Source organism: Acinetobacter seifertii (assembly GCF_000368065.1).
Lineage (GTDB): Bacteria > Pseudomonadota > Gammaproteobacteria > Pseudomonadales > Moraxellaceae > Acinetobacter > Acinetobacter seifertii.
The window spans coordinates 1629687-1642817 of sequence record NZ_KB851200.1; the positions used below are offsets into that span (position 1 = coordinate 1629687).

The following is a 13131-nucleotide window of genomic DNA, read 5'->3' on the forward strand; positions in this document are numbered from 1 at the left end:
TGAGGCCCTTATCCAAAAGATCACTTTTCAAAACGCTTTGACCATTCAGCCAAAATACGTTCACGCTGCTCGGCCGCCCAATAAAAATCATTTTTTACGAGCATTTGAGGAAGATTTTTCGGGAAGTCCATAGTGGTATTTTCAATGCCTTTATAAGCCACCATTGAAAAGTTATGTGCATAAGCTTCGTTTGCCGCTTTGCTTACCGACCAATTTATAAATTTTTGTGCGCTACTTAATTTCTTGGTTCCTTTCACAATTGCTAAGGCTTCCATTTCCCAGCCTAAACCTTCTGTTGGATAAACCACTTCTAAAGGTGCACCCTCTGCTTTTAATTTAAATGCCGGATAACCGAAAGAAACACCAATTGGGATTTCACCTTGCGCTGCCATCTTGCAAGGTTTTGAACCCGAGTGAGGATATTGTGAAATGTTTTTATCCAAAGCCTGCATATAGTCCCATGCCTGCTTTTCACCCCAAATTTGCATCCAAGCTGTGACATCTAAATAACCTGTACCACTTGAGGCTGGATTTGGCATCACAATTAAGTTTTTATAAATCGGGTTGGTTAAATCTTTCCAAGTTTTTGGAATCGGTAGCTTACGTTTTTCTAATTCGACTTTATTGACACAAATTGCAGATTCCCATGCATCCATACCCGTCCAAGTCGGTACAGGTTTTTGGCTGACAAATTCTGGTTTTAAATTTTGGATGCCTTCTGGTTTAAAAGGCTCAAGCATGTCTTTCTTTTCCATGACCAGCAAACTGGTTAAAGCCACACCAAAAACCACATCCGCTTGTGGGTTTTTCTGCTCTGCCAAAAGTTTAGCGGTGATTACACCTGTTGAATCACGTACCCATTTTACTTTGAGTTCTGGATAGGCTTTGTGTAATTCTTCTTGGTATTGTTTAAGCTGGTCGGCTTCCACTGCCGTATAGACTGTAATTTCTTCTGAGTTTTTTGATGTTGCTGATGAACATCCCATTTGAAAAGCGACCACTACACCTAAAACTGATGCAGTGCCAAGTTTAATTGTCTGTTGAACATACTGTTTCATCTGCAAACCATCGAATGCAATTATTTGATGATCTTATTTCAACAGGTTTATATGACAGTTTGATTAATCTGGTTTAAACCAGATTGTATTTTTATGCTCGTGCTTCGAAATGTAAATCTAAGACATCGTGTAGCCAATATTCTTGGTCAACATCGGTAATCACGCCCTTTTCATTTCTGTTACTACGGCAAATATATAAACCGAGCGCGCCAACATTGACATGAAGCGCTTTGGCCTGTTGTTCCGATAAAGCTGTTGGATAGAGGTTAATGTCGGCTCTGGTGATATGGCAGTTATATTGATTTGCCATCAGTAAAGTAATGGATTGCTTGAGATCATGAGTTAAAAACTCAGGAAAAAGCTCGGCGTTCACACGTAAATGTTCAACCAAAACAGGTCGTCCATTAATACAACGACGTCGCCAAACTGAATAAATCGGATGCCCTTTTTCAACTTTTAAATGCTTGGCATCCCAAGAAGTAGCTTGCGTAAGTTCACTCGAAATTACTTCTGTAGAAGGTTCATAGCCTTGTTCAATCACAAACTGATTAAAGTTTTTTGTCGATTGCGGATGATAAATAATACGAGGAGAACGAACATACCAACCACGGCGATCTAATCGATAAATCAAACCATCGGTTTCCAAAGCCAGTAAAGCTTCACGTGCAGCCACACGAGTGGTTTGGAACTGTTCAGACAGCACTCTTTCTGATGGGAGTTTTGCGTGGGCTTCTAATACGCCAGATTCAATATCATGGGCAATTGCATCGCGGATAGGAATATATTTAGGTATGCGTGCTTGGTCCTGTTCCATACAAACTTAGAATTTATAAATAAAGAAATTAATAGCAATATACTGAAAAAATGTGACAAAAGCTTTTATTAATGCTGATCTTTTAAGCAAAACGCGTCCTATTCCCCGCTTTTTTCAATTCAACTTTTCCATAAAAAATCGTGTGTGCACGCATACTCTGGCTTCGGAAAACTTTCCTTGACTCATCTGTTTATCAAGGAAAACGGCATAGCTTAATCATTACATCATATTTATTGAGACACTTATTTAAGATAAAAATTCATATTTTGTACTGACTCTTACACAGGAATTGAGGATTTGCCCTAACACTCAATATCCACTCTCCTATATTACTGCCTTGTAGAATTAGAATAGTATGGTCAATAAAACCCCAAAACTTCTTGAGTAATTTAAAAAATAAACCCATCATCTTATATTTAAAAACTCTCAATATAAAACCACCCATTTAATCAAACTAAAATATTAAGAAAATTTCCTGATTTAAAAATAAACATAAAATTTTAATTTAATCAAAATTTCAAACAACAAATTTAATTAAAAAAACAAGATAAGGCCAATTCGTCGATTTATTATACAAAACCATAGCTACACCTCCAAGGTTAAATACCACTCAACTATTTATTCAATCTAATTAATATTTCATTTATAAAATTTAAATTAATTAATTAAAAACTATTAAATATGACATTTGATGCTTAAAAATTTGTCACGGTATAACCAAAAATTTCTAAATAATTTTAATAAAAAATACAAACATATGATAAGTATCATAATTTTAATATTTCACATGCCATAAAACAAAGTTTCGGATGTTTACCTCCATATATTTTTTATATTTTACCGAATGATAAAAAATCACAATCAATAAATGATAAAAATAAAAAAACCTCTTTTAATAATAAAGTTAATTATTTACCAAATGTTATATTTTAAAATTTGTTATTAAAAATATCACCAATAATTAGATTAAAAAAATAACGTTCAAAAAAATATAATGATTTTTCTTCTTGTTTTTTCACAAATGTATATTTAGATTTAATTAAGATTATTTAAAATCACATTTTTATTTTATGAACACAGTTTAAGCAAAATTAAATTTTACTTAACACTGACTATAATATTTTAAGGAGAAAGTATTATTTTGATCAAATCGTGTGACATTTTAAATTAATTATATCTCTGTACTTAACCATAAAAATCCACCCAGCGTTAAATCATATTCAGCCAGGAAAGATTAAAAAACTCATGAAACTTAAAACAAATTTTTCGCATCTCGCTTATAGCTGTGCATTGGTATTATTCGGTTCCATACAATTTGCCCATGCTGCACCTTTACTCACGTCTCATATCACAAATGAAGTCAGCCCTGCACCTACAGCAAATGCATGGATTGAAGTTGATACTCAAGCTTTTGAAGATAATATTAAAAAGACAAATCAATTACTTAATGGCAAAACACAACTTTGTGTAGTCATGAAAGCAAATGCATATGGGCATAGTATTGACCTACTTATGCCGAGTGTTATGAAATTAAATGTGTCTTGTATTGGCATCACCAGTAATGCAGAAGCAGCGATGGTGCGTAAGCATGGCTATAAAGGCAAAATTACACGTTTACGTACAGCAACTAATAGTGAAATCATCAATGCACATGCGTTAAATATTGAAGAGCTTTTGGGTAATTATGATCAGGCTGCCCGTATCTCTAAATGGGCAGAAGCGAACAATACAACTGTTCATTATAGCTTGGCTTTAAATTCGGGTGGTATGGATCGTAATGGACTTGAAATGTCTACAGCTCAAGGTAAAGAACAAGCTGTTGCAATCACTAAGCTTCCAAATCTTAAAATTGACGGTATTATGACCCATTATGCTGTAGAAGATGAAAAATATGTTCGTGAGCGCCTAGCTCAATTTAATGAACAAACAGCATGGTTGATTAAAAAAGCCAAACTGAATCGTAAAGAATTAACATTACATACAGCAAATTCATTTGCTACTGTAAATGTTCCTGAATCACATTTAGATATGGTCCGTGCAGGCGCAATTATTTATGGAGATTTTCCTAATCACCCTGAATTTAAACGCATGATGGCATTTAAAACACAAATTGCTGCAGTTAATAATTACCTTAAAGGTTCAACTGTAGGTTATGACCAAACTTATACGTTGACACGTGACTCCAAACTTGCAAATTTGCCTGTAGGTTATTCGGATGGCTACCGTCGTAGTTTTAGTAATAAAGCTTTTGTCTTAGTCAATGGACAAAAAGCGCCAGTGGTTGGTCGAGTATCCATGAATACTGTTATGGTTGATGTAACAGATATTCCAGAAGCCAAAGCGGGCGATGAAGTTGTATTATTTGGACGTCAAGGCAATGCTGAGGTTCAATCTAGTGATTTAACGAGTCTTACAGGCCATATTTTGACAGAGGCCTATACTCCATGGAGTAACTCTAATCCACAAGTGATTAAACCTATTCAATCTCAGCAATCAACGCAAATCAGTAATCATCAAGTTGCAGCAACCGCTGAGTAAACTTTAGGTGAATTGATAAGTAGCTCCTTTATTTAGAATAATTTTCAAAATATCGGGGCTACTTTTAGTATGACCATATCTCTTAAACTATTTTGTCCTATCCAGTTTTTTATATAAAAAAAGAGCATTTTCATGCCCTTTTTATTTTTATCTAGCCTTTAGCTTGCATGCTTAAAACTATCAATTTGCTTAATCTCATAAGGTAAACCGACATAGTTTTCAGCCAATGTGGTTTTACCCGCAATCGAGCCAAGTACATAACTTAACTCGGCCTGTTTAATCTTATGATCAAACTCGCTCTCAGTTTCAAAGCGATGCAACAAATGAGTCATCCACCAAGAAAAACGCTCTGCTTTCCATACACGTTGCAGGCATTTTTCAGAGTATTGATTTATACCTTGCTCTGAACCTTCGGCATAATATTCAATGAGTGCACTTGATAAATAAGCAATATCAGAAGCCGCGAGATTTAAGCCTTTTGCTCCAGTCGGTGGAACAATATGCGCAGCATCACCTGCTAAAAATAGTTTTCCGAAACGCATTGGTTCAGTCACAAAGCTACGTAACGGCGCGATACTTTTTTCAATAGAAGGTCCTGTTACTAACTTTTCACGGCTTTCAGGGTCTAGGCGGTTTTTTAACTCATCCCAGAACTTTTCATCTGACCAATCTTCGACGTGATCTGTTAAAGGGACTTGTAAATAATAACGGCTACGTGTCTCTGAACGCATACTGCATAAAGCAAATCCACGTTCTGATTGTACGTAAATGAGTTCATCGGCTACAGGTGGGACATCTGCCAACACCCCTAACCAGCCAAACGGATAAACTTTTTCAAAGGTTTTAATTTTGTCTTCTGGTACGCTGGCACGGCAGACACCGTGGTAACCATCACACCCTGCTATAAAGTCACACTGAATTTGAAAGGCTTTACCTTGGTACTCAAACTCAACTTTTGGTGCAGTGTAGAAATCTTTTACTTGTACATTTTGAGCTTCATAAAATGAAGTGAGCTGCTCTGCTTCACGCGCAGTCATTAAATCTTTGGTGACTTCGGTCTGACCATATACGGTCACTTGTTTACCACCTGTTAGTGCGGCCAGATCAACCCGATGTAACTCACCATTGGTTAAGATTTCGATGCCCGAATGTGGTAATCCTTTTTCTTTTAAGTTTTGGTCAACGCCTGCTTGTTTCAGTAAGTCGACTGAAACTTGCTCTAAAATTCCTGCACGAATCCGTGAAGCCACATATTCAGCACTACGTTGCTCAACAATAATATGATCAATGCCAGCTTTATATAGAAGCTGCCCAAGCAATAACCCTGCTGGTCCAGAACCAATAATTGCAACCTGTGTCTTTAAAATATCCATAACTTCATCCTTGTTTCATCCTGACTTTTAAATTACTGGCTTTAAGTTTTGTTCACTATGTATGCAAGACGAAAATAACCGTTTATCATTTAGTTTGTCCGAATAGCGGACAGAAACAATCAAAATAACAGGAATGAAAGGATGCCTTCTCTCGATGCTTTTCTAGAGCACCCGAACTCGCATGAGAAAATTCGTCAAGATGACTACATTGCAGGGTTAGCAAAAGGCTTAGCTTTACTCGAAGCTTTTGGAACAGACCGACAACGGCTCAATGTTACTCAAGTGGCTGAGCGAACCGGCATTAGTCGTACAGCGGCAAGGCGTTATCTGAAGACTTTAAAATACTTAGGCTATTTAGAAACAGATGAACATTACTTTTGGCTCACTCATCGCGTACTGCGCTTTTCGAGTTCTTATCTAAGCTCGGCCCACCTGCCTAAAGTTGCTCAATCATTTTTAAATCTTTTGTGTGCGCAGACATCACTTACTTTTTCAATTGTGGTGTTAGACGATAACGAAGTGGTGCCGATTACTCGTAGTTATTTACCGCAGCAAGATAACTTACGCGTTAGTCCTTATGGCATGCATTTAGGAAACCGACTCCCTGCCCATGCCACTTCCACAGGTAAAGTATTGCTGGCAGCACTATCCGAAGAAGCACAACATACGTGGGTAAAAACTTATGGTTTAAAGCGCTTAACCCCTTTTACCATTGTAGATGAGTCAAAGTTTTTTGAAGTACTTAAGGGTATTTCGTTATCAGATTATTGTCTTTCTAAAGAAGAACATGAGCTTGGCGTAATTGCGATTGCAGTGCCCGTATTTAATGCACAAGGTCAAGCCATAGCAGCGCTTAACTGCATGTCTCAAACCAATCGTGTACAAGAAGACTATTTGGTTCAACAAATTTTGCCATTGCTACGCAACACGGCAAATGAACTTAGAAATGTGATTTAAATAAACTTAGAAACTCTTGTGATCAATTAGAGCTACAAGAGTTTCAACCCATAATTTAAATAGCGAATTCTTTGACTTGCTGGCTTGCCAGATCTAATGCTTTACTTCGATAGGCCTGCATGTCTAAGCCTTCTGCATAAATAAAATCAACCTCATGAATGCCCATTAGCCCTAACACAGCTTTGAGATAAGGCGTGACTGCCTCAGTTTCTTGGCCAACATGAATACCACCCCGACTACTTACCACTACCGCTTTTACTCCCTCAACCAAACCTTGAGGGTAAGTTTCGGTATAGCGGAATGTTTGTCTTGCGCGTGCCACTAAATCAAACCAGTTTTTGAGTTGAGTCGGTACATTTAAATTGTACATGGGTGCGCCAATCACGAGTAAATCAGCACTTTTTAACTCAGCAATCAATTCATCAGATAAAGCAACGATTCGTTGAATGTCTTGATTTATATTTTCAGCCCCACGAAGCGCCTGAAAAATTTCCAGATCTAATACAGGCAGGTTCATTTCAGCTAAATTGCATATGGTAATGTCATCTTGCAAACCTTGATCTTTACGGTGTTCAAGCATTACATCAATTAAGCGATTGGTTTGTGAACCCTCACCCATAATACTGGATTTTAATACCAATATTTTAGCCATGACCATCTCCACGTTTTTGATCAAGCCATATTAACTCCACAATAAATTCAACAGTGGTGATATTATTTCTTATCATTGGTTCCTTTTAGGCAACAATCATGCAACATGAGCTAAGTGCGATTTCTATATTTGTGACGGTAGTTGAAGCTGGAAGTTTTGTAAAAGCTGCCGAGCAATTGCATTTAACTCGCTCAGCCATAAGTAAAAATATTGCTCGACTTGAAGAGCAGCTTGGTGTGGTTCTATTTAAAAGAACAACACGTACACTCAGTATGACTGACGAAGGTGCTTTGTTTTATGAACATAGCCGCCGAGCGTTAAGTGAAATACAAAACGCAGCGGCTCTATTAGACCAAAGAAAAATCAACGCAACAGGTCGTTTACGAATGTCTGTGCCAGTGCTGTTCGGACAAGTTTTTGCTGCCCCGTTTATGGTTAAATTTGCTCAACAGCATGCGGACTTACAGTTAGAAATTTCATTTAATGATCGGACTGTAGACTTGGTCGAAGAAGGTTTTGATTTATGTATAAGAATCGGGGCATTGCCTGATACCACTCAGCTCGTTGCCAAACCGATTGGTGAGCATCGAATGCTACTTTGTGCCTCACCCGACTATTTAAATGAAGCAGGTTCCGTAGAAAATATTGAAGACTTAGACCATCACGCCACGATTGCCGATCCGCATTTTGGTCAAATAAAAAAATGGCAACTTCAAGAGGAAAACAGCGAGCCTGTATTTTTTAAACCCAAAGCAAAACTTCTTTTAAATGACTTACAAGCTATTAAAGATGCCGCGCTTGCCGATGCTGGTATTGCGTGGTTGCCCGATTGGCTCATTCAGAATGAATTACGTGAAGGAAAGCTTATGCAAGTGTTAGAAAACATGTCGAGCACTGCCTTTCCGATTCATTTGGTATGGCCTGCGCTGCCGTTTATGCCGCTGAAAACCCGTCTTGCGATTGATTATTTAGCGCAGCATTTACCGTCTAAACTAAACACATAAGCTTTAAATACATAAGGCCTGAACATGGGGAATCAAGCTTTAACAATCCCTAGCCGCCAATTAACTTCTCTACTCTATATTCACACTGCGCGCCGCGCTCAAAACACCCCTTAAGTTATTATTTTATTAGAAGAAAAATAATAAAGCGACGGTCAACTTTCTTGACTATAAAAAGCGTTTATGTGAGCATTAGCCAGACTAACTTTACAAGAATTACTTATATGAAATATAACGTTATCGCATTGCTTACAGGTTTGTTATTGGTCTCTACTGCTCACGCCGAGGAAGCCCCTATGGATGCAACTCACTTGGGCTTGAGAGCTTTTGTATACAATGCATTTGTAGGTATAAAAAGAACAGAGGATATGCCTCAATTTCCTAAAGGGCATCCGTTGACGAAAGCTGAACTTTATAATGGTGTGGCCGCGGGTGTTCGAGTTCGTGGTAAAAACTGCAATAGTGTGGTTGATGCTCGTGCACTAGATGCCAATGGTTCAAAAATATCAGTGAAGTGTGCTGGTGGGGAAAGCTATCAAGTGTTGCCTCTAACAGGTGAGGTTAAAGGTAAATGAAATCGCGCATTTGCCTATTTGGGTTTATTTCAGCAATGCTGATTAGCAATGTGAATGCACAAACACAACAAGAATTGTCTCAAGCCTTACTTGGTCAATTACTCGGTTTTACGCAAAATGTTTATTTTAATGCTAATCAAATAGCTGAAATGCCAAAGATGACAACCGAGCGTGCTGCAACTCAGACCGAAATATTAGAGGCTGTGGCTAGTGCGCTGAGACTGCAACAACATCCATGTAGTTCGGTTTTGAATGCTGACTATGTTGATGAGAGTGGTAATCTGATATCAATTAATTGTGTGGATGGTAACTATGTCGTCGATGCACGGCGTGGAAAGATCAACCCTTAAGCCCTCTATCATCTTCTCAGCCCTCTCCTCACGATCTGTCGGATTGGTAAAAGTAAACGCTAAGACTGCTGTGATGTCATGATGAATTTTTTTGAAGGTATCTAAATAGCTGAATTGATTTCTCAACTTAAGAAATCAATTCTATTTTAAGTTGTTATATCGGGGAGCTTATTTATATGTTTTAAATAAACTCTATAAAAACCTCAGTATTAACTCATCGTTCAATCAAAAACTTTCAAGCAAACTAGTCAGCGTCCTCTTTTTTAGAAGAAGGCCCCAAAGCCATACTCGAAAATACGCCATCGCGATAAATCCATGCATGTAATAACGCAGCAGAAAGATGACCAATAACGACAGCAAATAATAGCCAAGCCAAAATTCCATGTAATGTACGGAACCAAGCGTAAAGTGTCGAGTTGGTGGGGGCTATAGGCGGAAGGTCCCAACCCGGAAATAAAGTGACAGGCCAATTACCTGCCGATAGCATTGCCCATCCGAGCAATGGCAAACTAAACATCAAAATATAAAGCAGCCAATGTGATGCATGAGCAATAAACGCCTGCCAACGCGGTAGAGTCGGTGGCAATGGTGGAATTGGGTAATAAAGTCGATTTATTAATCTGATGAAGACCAATAGTAAGATTGCGATTCCTAAAGGACGGTGAATATCAATTAACCACGGACGCCACGTAATTGAGGTGGTCATTCCTACCCCAATAAATAGCATAGCCAGAATTGCTGCCGCCATAAGCCAATGCAGTATTCGAGCAGTCAAATTAAAATGACGTGGAGCATTAACGTTAGATTTATTTTGCATTGTTCAGCTCTCCTATTTGCCCACGGCATCGGTTGCTTTGCCAAATCCAATTTCACGTAATCGAGCATTGTAAGACTGTGAATAGATCGCCGCTCGTGCTGCGAGTACGGGATCATCTGATAACTCAATTCCGGGTGGCACCAAAGTTGGGTCAAAGTTAATATCACGACATGCGCCATTTACCTGATCAGTCACATTTTTGACTTCTAATGTTCCGGCTATAACTTCTTTACGGTCTTTTGGCCAAGGCTGAGATGGGTCATTCACTGGGTCTCCTGGCTCGGCAAGTTGCAAAACTAAGTCCCAATAGAGCGGCCCTTCAGCCAAACGCTTTTTGATGTCTTTAAATAAGAAATCATGGTTAGCTTGATCACGTTGTTCTTTGGTCAGACTAGTAAATTTTGAATGAGGACGCATAGACCAACGGACTGGCTGTTCTTGTCCATTGGCTGCCCGCAATATAAAGGCATTTACGACATAAAATTCTGCGCCGCTAAAACTACCAGTTAATGGCATTTTTGCCTTTTGCTCAATAGACTTACGCGCTTCGGGATATTCTTTTAAGAAAGCCTCAACAAGGGCTGGATCAGGTTTACCAGTAGACGGAACCGGTTTAAATGCTTTTTGCTGCGCCAAAAAACCTTCAGCATTTCGCGTCGGGAAATAAGGAAAGTTGTTTAATTTCATACGCCACTGCGAATGATCGGCTGGAGAAAGTAATAAAGCCATACTCACTGTTGCGGTAGAATTATCTGCCGCATGCGGGTTACCGCTTCCAATAGAAAATCGGCCAATTGCCGGTATATCAGACTTGGCAAATACAGTGCCTTTCGAGAGTGCTGCTGCTGCACCATTACTGTGGTAAGTACCATCAAAACAGATACCTTTACCATGTGCACGTCGATATCCGGGATCAAAGTTTTTTAATGTGTCACCCAAAAAAGTTTTGGATGTTGTTCGATGTCCAAATAGACCAGCAGTCCAAGCAAATGCCAATACTAAAAAAACTGCGATTACAGCAATACCCACGAATCGCAGCCAGTACTTCTTTAGAGTTTTAAAATTCAAATTATTCATTCTTCATCCTGTGTAAATTATATAGCTGCATTTATAAAAAAGTTTGATCCTATAAAAAGAGCATTACTTGATTTGATGAAATTATGTTCAAAATTAGCTGAGTAAATAAAATCCCAGAATTTCTGGATCTAATAGTGATAAGCCTTAATATAATATTTATTTCTGGGCCATATAAGTTACGTACCGTGAGGTTAGTATTAAGTTTATTAACATTTGAATGCATATAAATAAAGCATGGGAACAAAAAATGTAAAAGTTCCCACATTGACAGAGAGAGTCCGAAGAGGTGATCTTTTTTTACTGGCGAAAATATTTCATTCCATGAGCCAGATATAACTTATAAGCGCTAAAAAAGAGGCCGAAGCCTCTTTATTTTTACTGCACTCAAAATCAGTCATCAATCATGGCGAACTCTTGCTCAGGCGTACCTTTCACCAAATGATGACGGCTATATAACAAGTAATAGAGTATAAATCCGACATAAATGAGTGCGGCTAATAACCAAACTTTTGGATTTACCATTAACCCTGCCACTACAGCAACAGCAGCAAGAATTAAAGCAATGCAAGACGTCCACATTCCACCAGGGGTTTTATAAGGGCGTGATAATTCGGGGCGAGACAAACGCAACTTAATATGTGAAAGCATCATCAACACATAAGAAATGGTTGCACCGAATACTGCCATTAAAATGAGTAAGTCCCCCTCACCTGTTAAAGAGAGTAAGAAGCCGATAATGCCCGGAATGATAATGGCCCAATATGGCGCTTTATTTTCATTGGTGAGCGATAAGTTTTTTGGTAAATATCCTGCACGTGACAATGCAAAAATCTGGCGTGAATAGGCATAAATAATTGAGAAGAAACTTGCGACAAGCCCAGCAAGACCTACAAAGTTAACAAAACTTGCCAACCATGTGTGCTGACCATACACCGCAATAAGCGCATCAACTAAAGGTGCCCCTGAATTTTTTAAAGCATTTGAACCCGCTGCGCCTGCTCCCAAAAATAAAATTAAAAGTGCAAACGATGCCAATATCAACATTGAACCAATCAAGCCACGTGGTAAAGAACGTACTGGATCTTTTGCTTCTTCGGCTGCCAGTGGCACCCCTTCAACGGCAAGGAAAAACCAGATGGCATAAGGTACTGCGGCCCATATTCCCATATAGCCAAATGGTAAAAATTGACTTGCACCTGCATGAGCGCTGACTGGAATATCAAACAAACGTGCGCTGTCAAAATGTGGAAGCATCGCGACAATAAATACGACCAGTGCAATACAAGCAACGGCGGTAATTCCAAACATGATTTTAAGCGCTTCACCTGCACCTTTGAGATGAATGCCCATAAAAACTAAATAGCAAATTAAATAAACAGCCCAGCCGCCAATGCCAAAGAGTGATTGGCAATATGAACCGATAAATACGGCAATGGCGGCAGGTGCAATTGCGTATTCAATTAAAATCGCAGTCCCTGTGAGGTATCCGCCAAAAGGACCAAATGCAACACGGGCAAAACTATAGCCACCGCCAGCGGTAGGTAACATGGTTGACATCTCAGACATTACAAAGCTCATGCAGAGATACATAAACGCGACGATGACTGTTGCAATAAAGAGTCCTCCCCAGCCACCTTGTGCCAGCCCAAAATTCCAACCCGCAAAGTCACCCGAAATGACGTAAGAGACACCCAACCCCACTAAAAGTAACCAACCTACTGCCCCCTTTTTTAACTGACGTTTTGCAAAATACTCTGCGTCCTGTTGTAAAGCACCAACATCTACGCTTAATTCAGACTCTTTCATTGTCGTATTGCCTTATCGACCAAATTTACACCACCAATAGTTGCGCAAAAGATATTCATAAAACTTGACAGCAAAACATCTCCCCGACCACTTGAAGTCAAGTTGATTCATTT

The 13131-nt window shown here is 38.8% G+C and carries 12 protein-coding genes; 5 read left to right on the forward strand and 7 right to left on the reverse strand.

What is annotated here, in order from left to right:
• Positions 1 to 20: 20 nt before the first annotated feature.
• The gene (locus F985_RS15145) at positions 21 to 1058 is read right to left on the reverse strand and encodes a putative 2-aminoethylphosphonate ABC transporter substrate-binding protein (RefSeq protein WP_004702364.1); all 1038 of its coding nucleotides are present in this window, start codon (positions 1056 to 1058) and stop codon (positions 21 to 23) included.
• A gap of 91 nt (positions 1059 to 1149) precedes the next feature.
• Complete coding sequence (locus F985_RS15150; protein ID WP_004702366.1) at positions 1150 to 1872, reverse strand: UTRA domain-containing protein; 723 nt, start codon at positions 1870 to 1872, stop codon at positions 1150 to 1152.
• Between the two features lie 1245 nt (positions 1873 to 3117).
• Here F985_RS15150 and alr point away from each other — a divergent pair.
• Positions 3118 to 4410, forward strand: a complete 1293-nt coding sequence (gene alr / locus F985_RS15155) for an alanine racemase (protein WP_004702368.1) — start codon at positions 3118 to 3120, stop codon at positions 4408 to 4410.
• A 158-nt stretch (positions 4411 to 4568) separates the two neighbouring features.
• Here the strand turns inward: alr and pobA are convergent, their stop codons facing one another.
• Positions 4569 to 5783, reverse strand: coding sequence for a 4-hydroxybenzoate 3-monooxygenase (gene pobA, locus F985_RS15160; RefSeq protein WP_004702370.1), 1215 nt, complete (start codon positions 5781 to 5783; stop codon positions 4569 to 4571).
• Between the two features lie 141 nt (positions 5784 to 5924).
• Between pobA and pobR the strand changes: the two genes are divergently transcribed.
• Positions 5925 to 6740 (forward strand): IclR family transcriptional regulator PobR, encoded by an 816-nt coding sequence (pobR, locus tag F985_RS15165; RefSeq protein ID WP_004702372.1) that lies wholly within the window; start codon positions 5925 to 5927, stop codon positions 6738 to 6740.
• A gap of 55 nt (positions 6741 to 6795) precedes the next feature.
• Here pobR and F985_RS15170 read toward each other — a convergent pair whose 3' ends face one another.
• Positions 6796 to 7392 carry an NAD(P)H-dependent oxidoreductase gene (locus F985_RS15170; RefSeq protein ID WP_004702375.1) on the reverse strand — a complete coding sequence of 199 codons (597 nt, stop codon included), beginning with the start codon at positions 7390 to 7392 and terminating at the stop codon, positions 6796 to 6798.
• A gap of 98 nt (positions 7393 to 7490) precedes the next feature.
• Here F985_RS15170 and F985_RS15175 point away from each other — a divergent pair, with 98 nt between their 5' ends.
• The 3 genes from F985_RS15175 (at position 7491) to F985_RS15185 (ending at position 9318) form a co-directional block, all read left to right on the forward strand.
• Positions 7491 to 8396, forward strand: coding sequence for a LysR family transcriptional regulator (locus tag F985_RS15175; protein ID WP_004702376.1), 906 nt, complete (start codon positions 7491 to 7493; stop codon positions 8394 to 8396).
• A 221-nt stretch (positions 8397 to 8617) separates the two neighbouring features.
• Entirely contained in the window at positions 8618 to 8968 is a 351-nt protein-coding gene (locus tag F985_RS15180) for a hypothetical protein (protein WP_004702380.1), read from the forward strand.
• Entirely contained in the window at positions 8965 to 9318 is a 354-nt protein-coding gene (locus F985_RS15185; protein ID WP_004702381.1) for a hypothetical protein, read from the forward strand. The genes F985_RS15180 and F985_RS15185 overlap by 4 nt, the downstream gene beginning before the upstream one ends.
• A 244-nt stretch (positions 9319 to 9562) precedes the next feature.
• On the opposite strand, the gene F985_RS15190 is transcribed toward F985_RS15185, so the two are convergent.
• The 3 genes from F985_RS15190 to eat all read right to left on the reverse strand — a co-directional run bounded on the left by F985_RS15190 (position 9563) and on the right by eat (position 13018).
• Positions 9563 to 10135: a cytochrome b gene (locus F985_RS15190; RefSeq protein ID WP_004702382.1), complete on the reverse strand. Its 573-nt coding sequence runs from the start codon at positions 10133 to 10135 to the stop codon at positions 9563 to 9565.
• Positions 10136 to 10147: 12 nt separating this feature from the next.
• The gene (locus F985_RS15195; protein ID WP_004702384.1) at positions 10148 to 11212 is read right to left on the reverse strand and encodes a catalase family peroxidase; all 1065 of its coding nucleotides are present in this window, start codon (positions 11210 to 11212) and stop codon (positions 10148 to 10150) included.
• 390 nt (positions 11213 to 11602) lie between these two features.
• A complete protein-coding gene (eat, locus tag F985_RS15200) occupies positions 11603 to 13018 on the reverse strand; it encodes an ethanolamine permease (protein WP_004702385.1) in 1416 nt (471 codons plus the stop codon).
• Between the last annotated feature and the right edge of the window lie 113 nt (positions 13019 to 13131).